Below are 20,377 nucleotides of genomic sequence, written 5' to 3' on the forward strand. Positions count from 1 at the left end.
CAGCTCGACCTGTTCAAAGCCGTCGGTGGCCAGTATCGCGATTTTCCTGCCGTTGAGTTCGTTGGACATCGTATGCTCCTAACTGGATATCAATGTTTTCCCCCGTTAAGGGGGTATGAGTGCCATTCGGGTCTGACCCCTTTTACCTCGCCCCTTTTATCTTCGCTTTCAAGACACCTCCCGCTTACAAGCACCCAGCTGAGAGCCGCGTGATCAATGGGGCGGCGCCCTCACCTGCGGCCGCCGCGGGTCGACGCACCTAGGAGGTGTCTCTGTCTGCCTCACCGGTGGATTGCTCGGTGTGCGGTGCCCGCGGGCGTGGTGTTCCGAAAGGCCGCCCGCCTTTCCAGCTGAACAACATATCCCTCAAGCTCAGCACGCGGACCTCTGGGTAGCGATGCTGTTCGGATTGCACATAGCCAACCAGCGAGAAGGCGACAACGCCGCCTATTGTGTTGCCCAGACCCACGGGGAGCAGAAATCCCCAGGCAGCGGCGCCGAGATCGATCCCGCTGCGGAAGTAGAGGAAGAACACCTCGCAGGTCGAAGAGATGATGTGGTAGAGACCCGTTGCGGTAATGGTGAAGAAGACGAAGTAGATGATCAGCACGCGCGAGATCGTGTCCCGTGCCGCGAAGCTGAGCCAGACGAGGCCGGCGACAAGCCAGCCAGCGAAAAAGGCCTTGAAGAACACCGACCACCAGCTCGTCGCCATGCTGTGCTCCAGCAAGGTCGCCGCCGCGTCGCCTCCGGCCTCAGAAACGACCTCCGCCTCGGCCAAGATGAAGGCGCCGCCTATGGCGCCGAGCATGTTGGCTACCAGCACAACCGCCCACAGCCTAAGCAACAGCGGCAGGCTCGCCAACCTCGTAAGCACCAGCTTGACGGGCGGCAGCGTGTTTTCTGTATAGAGCTCGTACCTCCCTAGAACGATATAGAGAAAGCCGATCGGATAAAGCAGCGAGCCCAAGAACGGGTTGTCCGGGAAGGCCGCCAATCCCGTGGTAAGGCCGAGAAATGTCAAGGTTATCGCGAACCCCGCGGTCAAGCCGCTGAAGAACAATATTCGGATTCTATGCGCGATTTCCTCATCGGCGCTCGCCAACAAGCGTTGATGGATTTCCTCCCAAGAGAACCGGTCACCTGTCGCCCACCCAGCGATAGGTGCGCCTGATGCCGCGCTGTCGCGCTCGCGCACTTCGATCGGCTGTTTTTCGGATCGTACCTTCGACGGGCGGTCAGAGTGTCGCGTGTCGGTCATGAGCTTACGATAATTATCCAGGCTTACAATCCGGCGACCGGCACGCGTGCCGGCCGATTTGGAAACCCCATCGCCGAGGTGCCCGCGGCGAGCCGCGGGGGATTGGTGAATTTAGCCGCCGACCGTGACAACGATCTTGCCGAATTGCTGGTTGGATTCCATATACTTGTGGGCTTCGACCATGTCCTCGAAGTCGAAAGTCTTGGACACCGTGGCCTTGAAATCGCCTTTTTCCAGGCCGTCGGTGACAAACTTCTTGCCGCGCTCGAAGCGGCCGGCGTCGCCGATGACCTCGAAAAGGGTATAGCCGCGCATGGTTAGCGCCTTGTTCATACCCGCGATCATCGGAAACGGCGTCGGCTTGCCGGCCAACGCGCCATAGATGAACACGATGCCGCCGGCGCCCATGGCGTCGACAAGCGTTTCGACCTGCGGGCCGGCCACCGGATCGAAGACCATGCGCGCGCCTTTGTTACCGGTGATACGCATAACTTCGGCAACAATGTCCTGTTCCTCGGTCGCCACGACATGGGCGGCGCCGGCTTTTTTCAGGTCGTCGGCTTTGCTCGAAGTGCGGGTTGCCGCGATCGACACCGCGCCGACGCTATTGGCGATCTGAATGGCGGCCAAACCAACACTGCTGGAAGCCGCCGGGATGATGACGGCGTCACCTTTGGTGAGCTGGCCCAATTCGATGAGTGCGCCGTAGGCGGTCAAAAACGGCATCCACACAGCCGATGCCTGGACGGCGTCGAGACCTTTCGGCCGTGATGTGACTGCGTGTGCCGGCACAATCGCCTGTTCGGCGTAGAAGCTGTAGTCGTTCATCGAAAACGCCGGGATCACCGACACCGCGTCGCCTTCGGCCAGGCCTTCGACGCCGTCGCCGACCACCTCGACGGTGCCGGCGCCTTCGTAGCCGACGCCGGCGGGCAGCTTCGGGTCTTCCAGATAGGCGCCTTGGCGAAACATCGCCTCGGCGCGGTTCAAGCCGATGGCCTCGACGTTGATACAAACTTCGCCGCGGCCGGGCGCGCCGATTTCGATGTCTTCGTATTGCAGAACGTCCGGGCCGCCGGTCTCGTGGAAACGAATAGCTCGGGTCATACGTGACTCCTTGTTGGGGCCTTTGGTGCTTTGCACGGTGCTGTGTTCAACCGTTGAGAAAAGCCAATAGGTCTTTAATTGAGTTGCTCGGCGTGGGTGACGATCAGCCCGTGCGGCGCGCCGTTCGTACTCCTTGAGCTCGGCGTTGCTGCCGATCGCCTTGGCGGCGGCGCGGCCGGTGGCGTCAATGGGCACGGTAGCATCGCCGGTGCCGTGCACCACTAGGGTGGGCACATTGAAGGCATCCATATCGGGCCTGAGATCGGTGCGGCCGAAAGCGTCCACGCAATCCAGCGTGGCCTTGGGCGATGCCTGCATGGCCATCATCCAGCTCCAGCGCATCACGCCATCGCTGACCCCGCCAGCCTCGGTATCCTGACCGTAGACGTCTTGGATGGGCGGACGCGGCTCGGGTGCGGGGGATCGCGGCGGCGGGTTGGATACAATCTTCATAGCGTGCCTCGGTACAAAGCCCGGTATTTAAAAAGCCTGGGCCGCCACCTCGGCGACGCTTTGGTCCTGGTCCCCGCTGCCGCCGCTTCCGCCAACCGCGCTCACCACGCGATCTACGCCTTGCAGCGGCACGCCGCCGGCAAAAGTCATGACGCGGCCGTGGTTGGACATCTGGATGCCGAAAAACTGCTCGCCCGGCTGCGCGTTCGCCCCCAGATCCTTGGTCGACAGATCGAAGGCGCGGCTGGTAAACGCCTTGTTGATGGCAATATCGACACTGCCGATCCAGGCGCCGTCCATCCGCGCATGGGCGACTTGGTTGCCGCCGGCGTCGACCACCGCGATATTTACCGGCTGGCCGATCTCCTGGGCTTTGTCGATACCGGCGCCGATGACGCGCTGCGCGTCTTCCAGCGAAACGCCGTTGGCTTGGTGCATGACAATTCCTCCGATTGGATAAGCGGGATAGGCAATCGCTAACCGGTGGCCGACGCGCGATGCTTGCTTTCGGCGAATTCCTCGACCATCTTGGCGATGAACGCCGGGATATCGTCGGGGCTGCGGCTGGTGACCAGGCCATGGTCGACCACCACTTCTTCGTCCACCCAGTTCGCGCCGGCGTTTTTCAGGTCGGTCTGCAGCGTGTGAAACGAGGTCATGCGCTTGCCGGACACCTGCTGCGCGTCGATCAGCGTCCAGGGCGCATGGCAGATCGCCGCGACCGGCTTGCCGGCTTCAAAGAACGCGCGGACGAACGCCAGCGCGGATTCGTCGCGGCGCAGGCTGTCCGGATTCATCACGCCGCCGGGCAGCAATAGGGCGTCATAATCGCCCGCATCGGCGCTGTCCAGCGTCACGTCGACGTCAACGCTGTCGCCCCAATCGGTGAATTTCCAGCCCTTGATGGACCCGTCCTTGGGCGCGACCACCACGGTCTCGGCGCCGGCGTCGATGAGGGCCTGGCGCGGTTCGGTCAGCTCGACCTGTTCAAAGCCGTCGGTGGCCAGTATCGCGATTTTTCTGCCGTTGAGTTCGTCGGGCATCGTATTGCGCCTGATTGAATATCGAAGTTCCCCCCCCCGCCAAGGGTTTATGCGCCTGCCTTTGTTATGGCCTGCGACAACGTATCGAAGTCGAAGTCGCCGTCGTGGCGTACGCCGTTGATGAAAAACGTCGGCGTGCCGTTGGCGCCGGCGCGCACGCCGCCCCGTAGATCGGCTTGCACACGCTTGTTATAGACCCGTTCGTCAAGTTCGCGCGCAAAGCGCTCGGTATCCAATGCCAAATCCTCGGCGTAGCCTTTCAGGTCTTCGTATTCGAGGGCGCGCTGGTGCTCGAACAGGGCAGCATGCATCGCCCAGAATTGGTCCTGCGCGCCGGCCGCTTCCGCGGCCTGGGCGGCCTGCGCGGCGTGCGGGTGCACCTTGTTTAGTGGCAGGTGGCGAAAGGCGAAGCGCAAGTCATCGCCGTAGTCTCGTCTTAGCCGCTCGACGATCGGGTAGGCCTGGCCGCAGAGGGGGCACTCAAAGTCGCCGTATTCGATCAGGGTGACCGGGGCGTCATCCGGGCCTTGGGTATGATCGGTTTCGTCGATCGGGGTGAGGGATGAAGCGTTCATCGGGTGGCCTCCTGTTCATCCAAGTCTTCGAGCGCGGCCAGGATGCCGTCGGCGCCGGGATCGACATCGATGGGCGAGACAGTGCTCCAGCGGATGACGCCGTCGCCGTCGATGACGAACAGCGCTCTTTCGGTCACGCCGTCGCTGTCGCGATAGACGCCGTAGGCCCCGGCGACCTCGCCCTTGGGCTCGAAATCGGACAGCAGATCGAATTCCAGATTCTTATCCTCGGCGAACGCCTTGTGGCACCAGACACCATCGACCGAGATGCCCAGCAAGCGCGCGTCGAAGCGTTGGAATTCTTCCAGAATCTCATTGTACAGCGCCAATTGGCCACCGCATACCGGGCTCCAGTCGGCCGGGTAGAACACCAGTACCACCGGCTGACCGCGCAAATCGCCCAGCGACAGTGAGTCGTCGGGCGAGCGCGCCAAGTTGAAGTCCGGAGCGCGCTCGCCGGGCGATAACGCCGACTCGGCGCCCGGCGTCGTTTGCGTTGACTGACGCGTACTCATGACATGGGCCTCCTGAAAACCGGCGCGCCGGCTATTTCGCCGCCAGCACGTCGACCTTGTTGATTTGCGGCTGCTCGGCAAACAGGTCCGGGGCCTGGTTCATCAGCGCCTTGGCGACCTCGCCGGCCAGGTGGGCATCGCGGCCGGACTCGTTGTCAAACGTGTCGAAGATGCCGTAGGACGCCGGCCCCAGCTTGACGGCGTACCAGGTTTTGGTGCCGGGTTCGTTTTGGACCAGTTCAAGGCCGCTGTCGAGAAAAGCCTCGACATCGGCTTCCTTGCCGGGTTGGGCTTGCAGCGCAACCCAGAGTGCTTTGCGAATCATATTGCTTGTCCTATGCCATTGTTTTACCAGGCCGGGCAGTTACGAAAACCGACCAGGCCTGGGTCTATTAGCGGACGCTCGATCAGGCTGCCGGCTTGAGCAGAATCTTCGTGTAGCCGTCCTCGTGGGCATCGAAACGGCGATAGCCCTCCGGCGCGTCGGCCAGCGGCATCTCGTGCGAGACGATGAACGAAGGCTTGGCGACGTCGCGGTGGATGAGATCGCGCAGCTGGCGGTTATAGCGCTTGACGTTGGCCTGCCCGCAGCCCATTTTCTGGCCCTTGAACCAGAACTTGCCCATATCGAACGCAATTTGACCCTGGCGATGCATTTCGCTGTCGGCGCCAGGGTCGTGCGGCAGGAAAATGCCCACGGTTCCGATCTTGCCGGTAAAGCGAACGCTAGCCACGAGGTTGTTCAAGGTTAGATTGGGCTGTTCCTGGCCGTGGTGGTTGCAGCATTGATAGCCCACGCACTCGCAGCCCTTGTCTGCACCCCGGCCGTCAGTGAGCTCGAGTATCTGGTTGACGCTGTCGCCTTTGGAGTCATCGATGGGGATCGCACCCATCTGCTTGGCAAGCTTCAGCCGATCGGGTTCGCGATCGACGAGCATGACCAGCGATGCGCTTTTCAGAATCGCCGAATAGGCGGCCATCAGCCCGACCGCGCCGCCGCCGTAAATCACTACCGATTCGCCCGGCTGTAAATCGGCCATTTCGGTGGCGTGCCACCCGGTGGGGAAGACATCGGAAACCAGCGCGTAGTCGTTTTGTTTTTCGCTCGCATCCTCGGGCAGACGCAGGCAGTTGAAGTCAGCGAACGGTACGCGTAGGTATTCGGCCTGGCCGCCGGCGAACGGCCCCATGCCCGCGAAGCCGTAGGCCGCGCCGGCCATGTCCGGGTCTGGGTTTACGGTCAGACAAAACGCGGTGTTGCCTGCCTCGCAGTTCCGGCAGAACCCGCAGCCGATGTTGAAAGGCAGTGAGACGTGATCGCCGACCCGGATGCGCTCGACGCCGCCGCCGACCTCCACGACTTCACCCATGTTCTCGTGGCCGATCACGCGGCCGGGTTCCAGGTCCGTGCGGCCTTCATACATATGCAGATCGGAGCCGCAGATATTGGTGGTGGTGATCTTGACGACGACATCGGTGGGGCGTTCGATCTTGGCGTCGGCGACTTCCTCGACGGCAACTTCCTTCGGGCCTTTATAGACGACTGCTTTCATGACGTATGCTCCTTGCTTGCATGTTCGCAACCCCATCCGAAGCGGAGTAGATGGTGTTTAGAACATGAATTGCAAAGAGCGTTCCAGACTCCCGCTAACGCGCCATGAGATTCTATAAGCCTATGTTTCGCCAACGAATAATCGGCTTACCGGCCGCTGGTTTTGGTTTGCAAATAAGACCGTAGCGCTGCCGAAATGCCGAGTATTCGGCAGCGATGCCGACTATTCGTCAGTCACGATCAACCGCGACGCATTGCGTTGATTCATCAATCCCCTGCGGCTCCGCCTCGAGCAGCTCAACGACGGGTTTTGCAAAGGCGACAGGCGTGCACTCAGTCTTTTGGACGGCCAAGCGGTTGCATACCGTGCGGTCGAAAAACATTTTTGATTATGTTTCAAGCACAGTCGGGTCATGTTGCGGTCAGCCGGTTGTTCGAAAGCTGATACAGCATTGTCTTCGATCTGGCTTGGGGTTTCGCGCTGATGCGCGAGAGACTTATATTTGCTTGCCCAAATATAAGTCTCCAACAAAAGGGCACCCTGCACTGCGTCGATGCTTCGCATCGATTCCTTGCGCTGCTCGCCAGCAAGAGAACAGCCGGAAACTCGCCGCGCTACGCGCGACTCAGACATCCGGCTGTTTGATCCCTTCCTGGCTGCGCTGCTCCGCGCAGCGCCAAGGGGGTGAATACAGGCCAATACAGACAAGGCCGCGGCCTTTGTATTGGGTCCCGTGTGGAGCGGCGAGAAGCGCAGCACCGAAGGGTGTCCGATGCACAGCATCGGTGCGGCCAGCATGTCTGAGTGCCGCCAAAGCGGCGCGAGTTCTGGCCGCATCCCTTCGATGCGAGCATCGCAGTGGACCGGCGCAGCCGGCGCGTAACGCGGGTGTCCTTTTCTTTGCTTCCTTTCGTTTGGACGAGCAAACGAAAGGGAGTCGCGCAACAGCGCGAAACCTCAGTTTCGTCTATGTCGAAATGAACACGGATCCGATCTCTATCAGGCTCTTGTTTGTTCAACCTGTAGCCGGTCGCTCTATACCCAGTTTGCGCATCCGGTATTGCAGCGTCGTGCGTTTCATGTCTAGACGCGCGGCGGCGCCTTGCGGGCCACCGACTGTCCAGTTACAGGCTTGCAACGCAGCCACGATATGGTCGTGTTCCACGTCTTTCAGAGCTCTGTTCTTGCGCCCATCTGTCGGTGATTCGGGCGGGTGTTCTGGCCTGGAAGGTAGCGGGCCGAGTTCGGTCAGCGGTGCGTTGAGCTGCGTCCCCGACGACAGGATCACGCTGCGCTCGATGAAATTCTCCAGCTCACGAATATTGCCGGGCCAGGCGTAGGCACACAGAGCGCGCATGGTCACGGCGGTAATCTGCTCGACGGGTTTGTCGAATTTGCGGGCGTAGATACGGGTGAAATGCTCGACCAGCGCCGGGATATCGTCTTTGCGCTCACGCAGCGCCGGCACCCGGATCGGGAACACATTGAGCCGATAGTACAGGTCCTCGCGAAAGGCGCGCTCAGCCACCATCCGCGCCAGATCCCGATTGGAGGCGGCCACCAGCCGGACATCCACGCGCTGGGTGCGGGTACTGCCCAGGCGCTCGAACTCGCCTTCCTGGAGCACGCGCAGCAACTTGGCCTGGAGTTCCAACGGGATATCGCCGACCTCGTCCAGAAACAGCGTGCCGCCATCGGCGAGCTCGAAGCGGCCCACCCGCTGGGCCACCGCGCCGGTGAACGCGCCTTTTTCGTGGCCGAACAGTTCGGCTTCCAGCAACCCGGTCGGGATCGCCGCGCAGTTGAGTTTGACGAAGGCCTCGTCGTCGCGGCCGCTGCCGGCATGTACCGCGCGCGCGACGAGTTCCTTGCCGGTGCCGGTCTCGCCTTCGATCAGCACACACGCGGACGTCGGCGCGACCTGCTCGACATGGGCGAGCACGCCGGCGAGCGCCGTACTCTCACCGATAATATCGCCGTGGCGCCTTTCGTCGTCGAGTTGCTCACGCAGGTAGATGTTGCGGGCGACCAGCGTATCGCGGCGGCGCTCGCTGTCCTCGGCGCGCTTTCGCGCCGCAAGCACCTCGGCGTGTTGCAGTTCGACTGCGGCCTGATTGGTCGCGACCCGCAGCAGTAGTCGCTCGGTGTCGTCGGGGAAATCCGTATTGCGCGAGGCCACGACAAGACGCGTCGCATGACCCAGCGGCAGCCGTGCCAGCGCCAGATCGCCTTCGTCCAACGGATGCGCGATAATCGCCTGGGTTTGCGTAGACTCGCCGGTCAACCAGACGTCGAGTCCTTCGGCCAGCCGCGCCGCCTGACGGCGATAACGCCTGGCCGTCGCGAGACGATAGACATCGACCGGCTTGGCCCCATCGGCCGGGGTAAGACGCGCGTAGGCCAACTCCAAAGGCATCAGGCGCATGAGCGCATCGAGCAATATGGCGAGCACGCGCTCGGGGCTTTGGTTTTGCCAAACCGAGGGCAGCGCGAGCACGCCGAGCAGGTCGCTGAGACAACTTTGCAGCCGTTGGACTTCGGTCGCGGATTCGTCGCCTCCGGATGCGGTCACCGCCTTATCGAGCCCGCAACTCGGCGAGCATCTGCTCCGGCGGCACGAAAAACGGGTTTTCCTGCAGGGTCTCGCCGATGACCATGATCGGGTGGACACGCATGACATCGATTATCACGTCGGCGCGGAACTTGGCCAGATCGTAGACGCAAACCACAGGATTGCCCGGGTTGGGCTCGAGATTGAAACGGGTCTCGTATTCGAGCAGATCCTGCGTACCCGGATAATCCTCCAACGCCCAGTCCATGCGCGAGACCAGCCGCGTACGCGCATAACCCTCGTCACGCGCTTGCGTCATATGCGCCAGCATGGTTTCGAGTACGCGCTGGTAATCGAACGTGCCATCGGCGAAATAGATCTCGTCCCAGGTGTGTAGATCGAGTTGGCCGCGCTCACGCGCCGCATCGACCGCGATATCCGCGTCGCGCAGATGCCCCAGATGATGATCGCAGCCCGCAGCACTTACGATATGAAACGCTTTCTCGCCGGCCTCGATACCCTCGCGGATGAACGGCGTCAACACACGGTAACCTTCGACATCGCTGTTAAAAAACGCGCACGCGTGCAACACGTCGCCCATCGGCGCGCCGGCGAGCGTGATCGGATTGCTGGGGGTCTGGAAGGTCATGCAAAGGCTAAAGAATTCTATGAAAATCAAGTAAACGCGAATGATCAGCGGCTGTCTAGCCGTTTTTCTCGGAGATAATCGGTTTCACCCAACGTAATGGCCTGCGTCCGATTCCGCTTCGGAACGGATGAATAGCGCGTTACAGCATACTGCGAGCGTCTTTCTTGGCGCGGATCGAAGCGAGACCGGCCGTCAACCGGGGTACGAATCGGCGTGCCAATCGATACCTTCGAGAACAAGCGCCACCCGGTTTTGCGCCGAGTCTGGGCCGGTTACGTGGCGGATCGTCTTGTCGGTCGGGTTCAAGCCGACGGCGAGGGCGCGCCGCGCAACAGCCACCAGCCGAGACCGGCTGCGAGCACGCAGGCGACCATGACGCTGACCTTGGCCAGCGCCAGCGGGCCGGAATCGGCGAACGCCGCGTCGGCGATAAAAATCGACATCGTAAAACCAATGCCGCACAGGGCGCCCGCACCCGCGACCTGGCGCCAGCTGAATTCAGTGGGTTGATCCGCCAGCCCCGCGCGCACCGCCAGCCAGGTCGCCAGCGTAATGCCCAACGGCTTGCCGATCACCAGGCCCACGATCACACCCAGGCTGACCGGCCGTAAAAAATCGAGGGTGCTCGGCGCCACCGCGATACCGGCGTTGGCGAGCGCGAACAGCGGTAGTATCAGATAGGAAGACCAGGGCCGCAGATCGCGTTCGAGCCGCTGGGCCGGTGAAAGCAGCCGCCGGACCAGGCTTTCCAGCGCGCGCACCGTGGCTTGGTAGCGGCTTTGATCGTTGCTCGCCACCGGCGGCGCTTGCAGACTATCAAACAACGCCGTGCTCTGGCTGTGCAGGCCCGGCATATTCGGCGGGCTGCGGGTGGGAATGGCCACCGCCAGCAATACCCCGGCCAGCGTGGTATGTAAGCCCGAATAATACACCGCCGACCATAGCGCGATGCCGGCCAGGGCATAGGGCAGCGGCCTATAGACCCGGGCGCGGTTGAGCGCCAGCGCCGCGGCAAAACACAGCGCCGCTAACACCAGCCCCGCCACCGCGATGTCGGTGGTATAAAACAACGCCAGCACCAGAATGGCCCCGACATCATCGGCGATTGCCAGCGCAGCGACGAACACCTTCAGCGCCAGCGGTACGCGCGAGCCCAGCATTGCCATGATACCGAGGGCGAAGGCGGTATCGGTCGCCATGGGCACGCCCCAACCCATGGCCTGTGCGCCGCCCCAGTTGAACAACGAATACAAAACGACCGGCGCGAGCATGCCGCCCGCCGCGGCCGCCAAAGGAAGCGCCGCGCGGCGCGGTTCACTCATTTGCCCGACCGTGATCTCGCGCTTGATCTCCAGCGTAACGACGAAGAAGAAAAGCACGATCAGGCCGTCGTTGATCCATTGATGCAACGACAGCGGCAGCGCGAACCGTCCCAGACGCACGGCCAGCTCGGTATTCCAGAGCGCGGTGTAGCTGGCCGCCCACGGCGAGTTGGCCCACACCAGCGCCACCACGGCGCCCAGCAGCATCAAAAAGCCTGCTGAGGCTGATAGACCAGCGAAATCCTCGGCAAACTGCCGGACCCGTCCGCCCAGCGGCCGGCGCATCGTATCCAGCACCGACTCGTCGTCCCAGGGGCCGTCATAACGACGCCCGTCGATGAAAAACGTCGGCGTGACGTGGACGCCGCTGGCCTGCGCGTGATCCAGATCGGCGCGCACCCGCGGTGCGTGGATCTGGTCGTCGAGCTCGCGCGCGAAGCGTTGCTGATCCAGTCCCAGCGTGGCGGCGGCGTCGACAAGGCTGTCGCGGTCGAGCGCGTCCTGATGCGCGAACATATAGTCGTGCATATCCCAGAACCGGCCTTGGGCGGCGGCCGCTTCGGCGGCTTCGGCGGCGCGCTGGGCGTCGGGGTGCAGCCGGGTATTGGGCAGGTGCCGAAAAACATAGCGGACCTGGCCAGGCAGATGTTGCTCGCGTATCCGCCGGATGCCTGCGTGCGCCCGCTGGCAATAGCCGCACTGGTAATCGCCGTACTCCAGCAGGGTTACGCCGGGGTCATCCGGCCCGTCCATATGGTCGCGTGCGGGATCCACCGGCGGGCTTAGCTGGCTCGGCTGTTCGGGCATATAACGAAGCGTACCGGACCCCAGCCAAAGACGCACACAAAAGCCACCGACAGACCATGGCTTTCGCATAATAATCACGCGCCCTGATGTCATGTGTCTGATCATCAAGCAATCGTGTCCTTATCCGGAACGCCGTTTTCGTAAGGTTAAAAGCGCCGCAACCGGTTGAGCTTCGTTCGGCCGACGGCGCCGTCGCGCTCTAGCCTTCGGTGCCACTGATAACCGCACACACGCAGATCAACAGCATCTTTTTCAATCGATAGCGTCGGTTTTCTCGATGCGAATCGTCGATACGGCCAGGCTCTACAACACGGTCACCGTGCTGACCCTGAGCGTCGCCGTCGTGGTTTATTACGTGTGCCTTTTGGGTTTGTTCATTCTCGCCGTATCCATCATTGTGCCCTCCAGCTTGCTGGAAGCGCGGTTGGGACATCCGATCGGGCTAAGCAATTACATCGTGCTGGCTTGGCTGGCCACTTCGGTGGCGACTATCGCGGGGGGGCGATTGGCGCGGGCCTCGAAGACGAGGATACCGTACGCAACGCCACCTACGGGTACCGGCAGAGGCAGCGTATTCAAGCGGTAAACGAACCGACCGAATCGAATTATTAGCCGCGCCAAAATCGAACTTGCGAAAGTCAAAAAGGGCTCTGTCGTCTTTGAGTGTTGATAAAGGCATAAGTGGGTGATCGCGTTATTCAAGTTCCGTTCGACAACCATTGCCACACGGGCCATCAACAGCTAACAGTGACATAGCCTTAAAAAGTCGTCTATTGCAGCAGGACTTAAATCTACGAGCCCTAAGGGGTAGATTCAACACTCGTGTCACAAGCCGTCATTTGGACGACCTTATCGGGTCTGTGACGTGAGCGGCTGGCAGCAGTTTTGCTGAAGTTGAATCGGCGGGCATGGAACCAAGCCATATACCGAATTGGGTTACACCAGGTGCTGCTGTCGGAAAACATCTGTTTGTCGACAGGCCAGCATTGGCCGCGGAAATCACCTCGTCGATGCCCTGAAAAATGTACGGAAAACTCTGTCGCCATGAGCCACTATGCAGAAACCGCCTTTTGAGGGTTTTTCGTTTATGTTGATCGGCTACATGCGCGTCTCGTCTGATTCGGATCGCCAGACCACGGACCTGCAACGCGACGCCTTGCTGACGGCCGGCGTTGATTCCCGGCATCTGTTCGAAGACCACGCGTCCGGCGCCCAGGATAATCGGCCCGGTTTGGCTCAGGCGCTGGACTACGCCTGCGCTGGCGACGTGTTCGTGGTGTGGAAGCTGGACCGGCTCGGCCGCTCGCTGTCGCACTTGCTCGCCATCGTGAATGCATTGAAAGACAAGCAGGTGGCGTTCCGCTCGCTGACCGAAGGCATGGACACCACGACGCCCTCGGGCGAATTGTTATTCCACTTCTTCGGAGCGCTCGCCCAATACGAGCGGGCTTTGATCCAGGAACGCGTTGTCGCCGGACTGGCCGCCGCCAAGCGCCGTGGGCGAATCGGCGGCCGGCCGCCGACGATCGTCGGCGAGAAACTGGACGCGATCATTGGTGCACTCAACGACTGCATGTCGAAAGCGGCCGTGTGCCGCAACTTCGGCGTGAAACGCACCACCTTGATTGACACGCTCGCGCACATCGGCTGGCCGGAATCACACCAGCCGGAAACATAACCGGATGCTGAAGGCGGGCAGCAGCACCGAAGATCTTTGGGCGCTGACATCAGCGGAATACGCGCTGATGATGACCAAGAACCGTGCTAACCGGCTAGGCTTCGCAATTTTGTTGGCGTTCTTCCGCGAGCGGGGCCGCTTCCCACGTGAAGAAGCGGAGGTGGAGCCACATGCGGTTAATGCGCTGATTCGGCGATTCGGTTTACCGTCGCCGAAGACTGCCAAGACGTTGCCCACTGGGCGCACGGCCGAACGCTTGCGTGCCGAAATCCGGACCCGGTTCGGTTTTCGCGAAGCCACGGTCGCTGACGCCGAGATGTTGACCGCTTGGCTGCGCGATCACGTCGCGGCAGAAGTGGGTAGCGAAATCGAGCCGTTGATCGAGCGTCTGGAGACACGTTGCCGCGAGTTGGCCATCGAACCGCCCACAGCCGACCGTGCAGGGCGCATTGTCCGCACCGCGCTACGCGCCCACGAAGAGCGCTTTCACGCGAGCGTGTATGAGCGGCTGTCGTCGGAGACGCGAGAACGGCTGGATGCCTTACTGCGTCCGGACAAGGCGGGTAGCGATAACGCGCGGGAGGACACGGGAGGCAGCGCGCCGGCCGTCCTGCTGAAGCTGCGCGGTAGCCCCGGCCGGCCCAGCCTGGCCAGCATGCAGGACGAACTGGCCAAGCTGGAACTCATCCGACAGGTGGCGCTACCCGCCGACCTGTTTGACCGCACGCCGCCCCGCGAGTTGGAACACTGTCGGTGGCCTGTGTCGGTCGAAGCACCGCACGAGCTCCGCCGGCATCCCGACGCGGCACGCCTGACCTGGCTGGCTGCCTTCGTGTATTTGCGCGCTCGTAGCCTGACCGACGATCTGGTGGACTTGCTAATCGAAACGATCCACCGAATCGGTGCGCGCGCTGAGCGCAAGGTTGAGCGCGAGCTGCTGGACGACCTCAAGCGGGTTACCGGCAAGCAGAACCTGCTATTTGAACTGGCCGATGCCTCGTTGGCCCAGCCCGACGGCATGGTACGCGACGTGGTGTTTCCCGTGGTGGGCGAACAGAAACTGCGTGATCTGGTCAAGGAGTGGAAAGCCACCGGTCCGACCTATCGGGTCACGTTGCGCACCGTGATTCGCAACTCGTACCGAGGACATTACCGCCGTATGGTGCCCCAACTACTGGCCGCTTTGGAGTTTCGTTCCAACAACGACCGTCACCGGCCGGTCATGCAGGCGCTTGAACTGGTGAAACGCTTCGCGGATACCAAGGTGCATACCTTTCCGCCGGACGAAGTGGTGCCACTCGATGGTGTGGTGCGCGGGCTCTGGCGTGATGCCGTGTTGGAGACCGATGCCGCCGGCCTCGAACGGGTCAACCGGATCACATACGAAATAGCCGTACTGGAGGCGTTGCGCGAACAACTGCGATGCAAGGAAATCTGGGTGGTCGGCGCGAATCGCTACCGCAGCCCTGACGAGGACTTGCCGGCCGATTTCGACCAAAATCGGGACGCCCACTACCAGGCACTCAATCTCCCGCTCGACCCGGAGCGCTTCATCACCGATCTACAGGCCGAGATGCGCGACGCGTTGCGCATTCTCGACAACGGACTGAAGAGCAACCGTTTCGTTCGCCTGAGCAGTAAGGGCGGCGGCTGGATCACCCTGACGCCGCTCGATGCGCAGCCCGAACCGGCCAGCCTGTCGGCGCTCAAGGCCGAACTTAACGCCATCTGGCCGATGACCAGCCTGCTCGATATGGTCAAGGAAGCCGATCTGCGGCTGGGGTTCACTGAGGCTCTGAAAAGCCCGACGGCCTACGAAGCAATGGATCGCGGCGTATTACAACCCCGTTTGCTGCGGTGCCTCCACGGCATCGGTACCAATGCCGGCTTGCAACGCATGGCGAGCCAAGGCTCGGGCACGACAGCCAAGGATCTGGCCTATGTTCGCCGCCGCTACATCAGCGTCGATGCGCTACGCCGCGCTGTGGCCATTGTTGCCGACCGGACGCTGCGCGCCCGCAACCCGCTCGTCTGGGGTAGCGGCACCACCGCGTGTGCCGGCGACTCCAAGCATTTCGGGGCTTGGGATCAGAACCTTACGACGCAATGGCACGCCCGCTACGGCGGACGCGGCATTATGATCTATTGGCACGTCGAGCGTAATTCGCTGTGCATCCATCCCAGCTCAAGTCGCCCTCATCGTCCGAGGTGGCATCGATGATCGAGGGCGTGATCCATCACTGCACCGAGATGGAAGTGGATCGACAATACGTCGATTCGCACGGCCAGAGCACGGTGGCCTTTGCCATGTGTCGGCTGCTCGGTTTTCAGTTGTTGCCACGACTGAAAGCAATTCATTCGCAGAAGCTGTATCGGCCGGAAACTGGTAAAGCCGAGGCCTATGCGAATCTGCAACAGATACTGACGCGCCCGATCAACTGGGCACTCGTGCGCCAGCAGTATGACTAGATGATCAAATATGCCACGGCGCTACGCTTGGGGACGGCCGAAACCGAAGCGATTATGCGCCGCTTCACCAAGAAGAACGTCCAGCACCCAACTTATAAGGCGTTCGCTGAACTCGGCAAAGCGGTCAAAACGATCTTTCTGTGCCGCTATCTGCACTCTGAATCGCTGCGTCGCGAGATTAACGAGGGGCTGAACGTGGTCGAACAATGGAACGGCGCCACGGACTTTGTGTTCTTCGCACGTCGCGGCGACATGGCCAGCAATCGCCGTGAAGATCACGAGGTCAGCATGCTCGCACTTCATCTGGTGCAAAACTGCATGGTCTATGTCAACACACTGATGATTCAGAAAGTGCTGGCCCAACCGCAGTGGCAAGGGCGGCTGACGCCGCGCGATTACGCCGCTTTAACGCCCTTGATATGGGAACACGTTAACCCCTACGGCCGGTTCGAACTCGATATGGATGACAGACTGGTGTTGCTTTGATTCAGATGGCGGCCGGTGACACGACTGTTGGGTTTACCCCACCACGTGAATGTCGAGACCGCAGATATTTGCGTTGAGCGCGTGCGTATTCGTGTCGCATTGGGCGGTCACGACGTGCCCGAAGAGAAGATTCGACAACGCTACGAGCGAAATCAGCGTTATATCGCTGACGCCGCACGCCTGTGCGACGTGGCTTTGATCTACGACAGCTCCAAAACATTCCAACCACAGCGTTGGGTTCTCACGCTTCGCGACGGTGCTGTCGATGCAGTCGGCTCGGATCTACCTTCGTGGGTTCAGCGAATCTACGAGGTTTGAGCCAGCACGATGGGGCCAACCAAAGGCGTGAGTGACAACTTGGCCAGTAAAGTCAGGCTGCGGGATACTCGGCGTTATGATGCAAACGAGCACGCTCAGGGGCGTAAATGTCGAAAGGCAGTTAGCGGCCAGAAGCGGCCGCCGTGATAATCAATTCGGGTAGTTTCCTATGACGCTGGAAACTCTAGATGGGTGCGTTGCTTGATAGCCGCGCATGGTCGAGGTGCCGCGGGGGTTGCCCCAGCTTCGAAAGCGGGCAAAGCCTGTAGTCGCAGAACCAATCGACAACTACAGGCATGTTCTTATCAGGCGGCGAGTTTCCCGCCAGGGCCGAAGAACTCGTAATGCACATCCTGTTCAGGCACGCCGCGTTCGCGCAGCAGTGCATGGACATGCTCGAGCATTGGTGTCGGGCCGCAAAAGTAATAGGCCGCTAGCTGTTCACCGACCATCTCGTCGAGTAGCGTTGCGTCGATCAGGCCCTCACTGTCGTGCAGCCCGGCGGCGCGATCGGCCTCGCGAGGCGCGTCGTAGCGCACATGAACGCTGAGGTTCGGGTGCTTGGTCTTCAGCGCCTTCAATTCGTCCGAAAAAGCTTGGACGGCGCCGTTGAGCGCACCTTGAATAAAAATGATCGGACGCGTGTTGTTCGAGTTTTCAACGGCAGCGTGCAGCATCGAGATGATGGGCGTTACCCCCACGCCGCCGGCGATGAACACCAGCGCCTTATGATCGTTATCAGGCATTTCGAGCGTGAACTCGCCACAGGGCGGGCTGAGTTCTACGCGATCACCGGCACGAATGCGATCGTGCAGATAATTCGAGAAGATGCCGTTCGGTGCCTGCGCTGCGGCCGCGGGTTCGCGCTTGACGCTGATTCGGTAGTAATCGCTGCCAGGCGGATTCGACAGGCTGTAATTGCGCATGATCGCCTGGCCATTCGAAAGAGTCGCACGAATAGTAATGTACTGCCCCGGCGCATGGGCAGCCAACGGTTGGCCGTCCAGGGGCTTGAGATAGAACGACGTGATGTTGTCGCTGCTTTTCTCGCGCCGATCAACGATGAACGACTTGAAGCCGTGCCAGCCGTATACCGTGTCCTGGGTGCTGTAGATCTGTTTCTCGCGGGCGATAAATATGTCCGCCAGTACGGCGTAAGCCGCTGCCCATGCGTCGATGATGTCGTCGGTCGCGGCTTCGCCGAGCACTTCGCGAATTGAAGCGAGAAGGTTGTCGCCGACGATCGGGTAATGCTCGGGCTGGATGCTCAGCGATGCGTGCTTCTGTGCGATCAGTTCGACGGCGTCGCCGAGCACGGCCGGGTTATCGATATGCTGCGCATACGCCAGGATCGCGCCGGCCAGAGCGCGCTGCTGGCTGCCCGAGTGCTGGTGCGCCGGGTTGAAATAGTCACGTACCTCCGGATTGACGCGAAACATCCGTTCGTAGAAATGCCGTGTCAGCGTTTCGCCGTGCGCCTGCAATACCGGTACCGTCTGTTTGACGATCGATTTTTGTTGATCCGTAAGCACCGTTGTCTCCAAATAGGTAAGTGACATGCCAATTAATAATTGGTATGTTAGTTACCGAATTAAGAAAGTCAAGCCGTCATGCAACTGACCACACATACGGACTATTCCCTGAGGCTGCTGATCTATCTGGCGGTTCGAAAAGAGGGCATGCCGGCGACGGTTCAGGCGGCGGCCGATCGCTATCGTATTTCTGCGAACCATATGGCGAAGGTGGCTCAGACCCTTGTGCTATATGGCTATATCAACAGCCAGCGAGGCCGCGGTGGTGGGCTGTCGCTCGCAAAACCGGCGAGCCAGATCAATATCGGTGCGGTGGTTCGTCGTACGGAAAATCTCAGGCTGCTCGAATGCTTTGGCCCGAACTCGACCTGTCCGATCGATCCCGCATGCCGGTTGAAGAATATTCTGGGCCGCGCGCAGACCGCATTTCTTGAGGTGCTCGATGAGTATTCGCTGGATGGTCTCGTAACCAACGAGGACGAATTACGGATGTTGCTCGGCGGCGCGTGAGCGCCACGGCGGTTTCCATTCACACCAAGCAGGAGCCAATAATGAGCCAAACACCGGGACGAAAGCGCAAGGAACTGACACCGGGTGCCGAGCAGGCGTGGCGAACGTTTAGCAAGGCGGTCTTTGCCGAGGGCGAACTCGATGCCAAGACCAAGCAGCTGATTGCCGTCGCTGTGGCACACGTTACGCAGTGTCCACACTGTATCGAGGCGCATGCACCGGCGGCCAAGCGGGCCGGCGCGACCCAGGGACAGGTCATGGAAGCGATCTGGGTGGCCGCAGAAATGCGGGCCGGGGGCGCTGTCGCGCATTCACATCTCGCGCTGGATGCCTACGACAGCGCCCCAGGTGGCGCTTAGATGTACAACGCCTTGAAAGAATTATTGGGTATCGAACATCCGATCCTGCTGGCGCCCATGGGCAACGTCTCGGGCGGCGCGTTAGCGGCGGTCGTGAGCAAGGCGGGCGGTCTAGGCTTGATCGGCGCGGGTTACGGCGATGCGGACTGGTTGGATCGCGAATTCCAGAAAGCAGGCGAAGCGAGGATCGGTGTCGGATTTATAACCTGGGCTCTAGCGCGCAATCCGTCACTGCTTGATCTGGCGCTCGCCTACGAGCCCGAGGCGGTGATGTTCTCGTTCGGCGACTGCACGCCGTTTCTACCCGCGGTGCGCGAAGCTGGCGCGAAGATCATCTGTCAGGTCCAGACGTTGGCGCAGGCGCGTGATGCCGCGGCTGCCGGCGCGGATCTGATCGTGGCCCAGGGTACGGAAGCGGGCGGGCACGGTGGGACACGGTCCACATTGACCTTGGTTCCGGCTGTCGTGGACGCCGTGGCGCCAACGCCGGTCGTCGCTGCCGGCGGTATCGCCGACGGGCGTGGACTGGCTGCCGTATGCATGCTCGGGGCTTCGGGTGCGCTGATTGGCACGCGGTTTTTTGCCAGCGAAGAGGCGCTGGGCCATGCCAACGCGAAACGCTTTATCGTCGAAAGTCGAGGCGATGCAACAGTAAGAACGCGCGTGTTCGATATTGTGCGCGGCTATCCTTGGCCGGTGCATATCACCGGTCGCGTGCCGCTCAACCGCTTCTCGGAGCAGTGGCATGGGCGTGAAGATGCCTTGTCTGCCGATCTGGCCCATCAGCAGATACGCTACCGCGAAGCCGAAGCCGCGAACGATACCGATACCACGGTTGTGTTTGCCGGCGAGGCTGTGGATTTGATCGATACCATCGAGCCGGCGGAAGCGATCGTCGCGCGGCTCGCAAGCGAGGCGTACCGGCTGATGGGCATTCCTTCTACATCCGACGCGAAAATTGGGAGCGTGCGATGAGCCAGAAATTCAAGGTTGGCGATCATGTCGCCTGGAATTCCGAGGCCGGTCAGGTCAGCGGGCGTATCACCAAGGTCCATACGCGCGATTTCGAATACAAGGGCCATATGCGGCGTGCGTCCGTCGACGAACCGCAGTATGAGATCGAAAGCGACAAGACCGACCATATCGCGGCTCATAAGGAATCCGCGTTAACGCGGATCGAGTAAAACAG

Annotated in this window: 19 protein-coding genes and 1 pseudogene; 8 read left to right on the forward strand and 12 right to left on the reverse strand. The window is 61.1% G+C overall.

Annotated features, from left to right (window positions below; translation table 11 throughout):
* Positions 1-259: 259 nt before the first annotated feature.
* The 11 genes from T31B1_RS18765 to nhaA all read right to left on the reverse strand — a co-directional run bounded on the left by T31B1_RS18765 (position 260) and on the right by nhaA (position 11,836).
* Positions 260-1,261, reverse strand: coding sequence for a formate/nitrite transporter family protein (locus tag T31B1_RS18765; RefSeq protein ID WP_353251077.1), 1,002 nt, complete (start codon positions 1,259-1,261; stop codon positions 260-262).
* Positions 1,262-1,372: 111 nt separating this feature from the next.
* A complete protein-coding gene (locus tag T31B1_RS18770) occupies positions 1,373-2,368 on the reverse strand; it encodes a zinc-dependent alcohol dehydrogenase family protein (protein WP_353251223.1) in 996 nt (331 codons plus the stop codon).
* Between the two features lie 480 nt (positions 2,369-2,848).
* Positions 2,849-3,259 carry a GlcG/HbpS family heme-binding protein gene (locus T31B1_RS18775; protein ID WP_353251078.1) on the reverse strand — a complete coding sequence of 137 codons (411 nt, stop codon included), beginning with the start codon at positions 3,257-3,259 and terminating at the stop codon, positions 2,849-2,851.
* Positions 3,260-3,297: 38 nt separating this feature from the next.
* Entirely contained in the window at positions 3,298-3,864 is a 567-nt protein-coding gene (locus tag T31B1_RS18780) for a type 1 glutamine amidotransferase domain-containing protein (protein WP_353251079.1), read from the reverse strand.
* A 47-nt stretch (positions 3,865-3,911) separates the two neighbouring features.
* Positions 3,912-4,439, reverse strand: a complete 528-nt coding sequence (locus tag T31B1_RS18785; protein ID WP_353251080.1) for a DsbA family protein — start codon at positions 4,437-4,439, stop codon at positions 3,912-3,914.
* Positions 4,436-4,954: a redoxin domain-containing protein gene (locus T31B1_RS18790; protein ID WP_353251081.1), complete on the reverse strand. Its 519-nt coding sequence runs from the start codon at positions 4,952-4,954 to the stop codon at positions 4,436-4,438. The genes T31B1_RS18785 and T31B1_RS18790 overlap by 4 nt, the downstream gene beginning before the upstream one ends.
* A 31-nt stretch (positions 4,955-4,985) precedes the next feature.
* Positions 4,986-5,279 carry a putative quinol monooxygenase gene (locus tag T31B1_RS18795; RefSeq protein ID WP_353251082.1) on the reverse strand — a complete coding sequence of 98 codons (294 nt, stop codon included), beginning with the start codon at positions 5,277-5,279 and terminating at the stop codon, positions 4,986-4,988.
* 82 nt (positions 5,280-5,361) lie between these two features.
* A complete protein-coding gene (locus tag T31B1_RS18800; RefSeq protein WP_353251083.1) occupies positions 5,362-6,507 on the reverse strand; it encodes a glutathione-independent formaldehyde dehydrogenase in 1,146 nt (381 codons plus the stop codon).
* 1,015 nt (positions 6,508-7,522) lie between these two features.
* A complete protein-coding gene (locus tag T31B1_RS18805; protein WP_353251084.1) occupies positions 7,523-9,079 on the reverse strand; it encodes a sigma-54 interaction domain-containing protein in 1,557 nt (518 codons plus the stop codon).
* A 4-nt stretch (positions 9,080-9,083) separates the two neighbouring features.
* Positions 9,084-9,707, reverse strand: a complete 624-nt coding sequence (locus T31B1_RS18810; RefSeq protein WP_353251085.1) for an MEDS domain-containing protein — start codon at positions 9,705-9,707, stop codon at positions 9,084-9,086.
* Between the two features lie 302 nt (positions 9,708-10,009).
* Positions 10,010-11,836: a Na+/H+ antiporter NhaA gene (nhaA, locus tag T31B1_RS18815; protein WP_353251086.1), complete on the reverse strand. Its 1,827-nt coding sequence runs from the start codon at positions 11,834-11,836 to the stop codon at positions 10,010-10,012.
* A 277-nt stretch (positions 11,837-12,113) separates the two neighbouring features.
* Between nhaA and T31B1_RS18820 the strand changes: the two genes are divergently transcribed.
* The 4 genes and pseudogenes from T31B1_RS18820 to T31B1_RS18835 all read left to right on the forward strand — a co-directional run bounded on the left by T31B1_RS18820 (position 12,114) and on the right by T31B1_RS18835 (position 16,787).
* Positions 12,114-12,422 (forward strand): hypothetical protein, encoded by a 309-nt coding sequence (locus tag T31B1_RS18820; RefSeq protein ID WP_353251087.1) that lies wholly within the window; start codon positions 12,114-12,116, stop codon positions 12,420-12,422.
* Between the two features lie 501 nt (positions 12,423-12,923).
* A complete protein-coding gene (locus tag T31B1_RS18825) occupies positions 12,924-13,514 on the forward strand; it encodes a recombinase family protein (RefSeq protein WP_353251224.1) in 591 nt (196 codons plus the stop codon).
* 4 nt (positions 13,515-13,518) lie between these two features.
* Positions 13,519-16,469, forward strand: a pseudogene (locus T31B1_RS18830) (Tn3 family transposase).
* 81 nt (positions 16,470-16,550) lie between these two features.
* The gene (locus T31B1_RS18835) at positions 16,551-16,787 is read left to right on the forward strand and encodes a hypothetical protein (RefSeq protein WP_353251088.1); all 237 of its coding nucleotides are present in this window, start codon (positions 16,551-16,553) and stop codon (positions 16,785-16,787) included.
* Positions 16,788-17,092: 305 nt separating this feature from the next.
* Here T31B1_RS18835 and hmpA read toward each other — a convergent pair whose 3' ends face one another.
* Positions 17,093-18,319 (reverse strand): NO-inducible flavohemoprotein, encoded by a 1,227-nt coding sequence (gene hmpA / locus T31B1_RS18840; protein WP_353251089.1) that lies wholly within the window; start codon positions 18,317-18,319, stop codon positions 17,093-17,095.
* Between the two features lie 78 nt (positions 18,320-18,397).
* Here hmpA and T31B1_RS18845 point away from each other — a divergent pair, with 78 nt between their 5' ends.
* Genes T31B1_RS18845 through T31B1_RS18860 form a run of 4 tightly spaced genes read left to right on the forward strand, consistent with a single transcriptional unit; the run spans position 18,398 to position 20,372 of the window.
* Positions 18,398-18,829, forward strand: a complete 432-nt coding sequence (locus T31B1_RS18845; RefSeq protein WP_353251090.1) for an RrF2 family transcriptional regulator — start codon at positions 18,398-18,400, stop codon at positions 18,827-18,829.
* A 41-nt stretch (positions 18,830-18,870) separates the two neighbouring features.
* Positions 18,871-19,188 (forward strand): carboxymuconolactone decarboxylase family protein, encoded by a 318-nt coding sequence (locus T31B1_RS18850; protein WP_353251091.1) that lies wholly within the window; start codon positions 18,871-18,873, stop codon positions 19,186-19,188.
* Positions 19,189-20,163 (forward strand): NAD(P)H-dependent flavin oxidoreductase, encoded by a 975-nt coding sequence (locus T31B1_RS18855; RefSeq protein ID WP_353251092.1) that lies wholly within the window; start codon positions 19,189-19,191, stop codon positions 20,161-20,163.
* Positions 20,160-20,372 carry a hypervirulence associated TUDOR domain-containing protein gene (locus tag T31B1_RS18860; protein ID WP_353251093.1) on the forward strand — a complete coding sequence of 71 codons (213 nt, stop codon included), beginning with the start codon at positions 20,160-20,162 and terminating at the stop codon, positions 20,370-20,372. The genes T31B1_RS18855 and T31B1_RS18860 overlap by 4 nt, the downstream gene beginning before the upstream one ends.
* The last annotated feature ends 5 nt before the right edge of the window (positions 20,373-20,377 follow it).

Source organism: Salinisphaera sp. T31B1, assembly GCF_040361275.1.
Lineage (GTDB): Bacteria > Pseudomonadota > Gammaproteobacteria > Nevskiales > Salinisphaeraceae > Salinisphaera.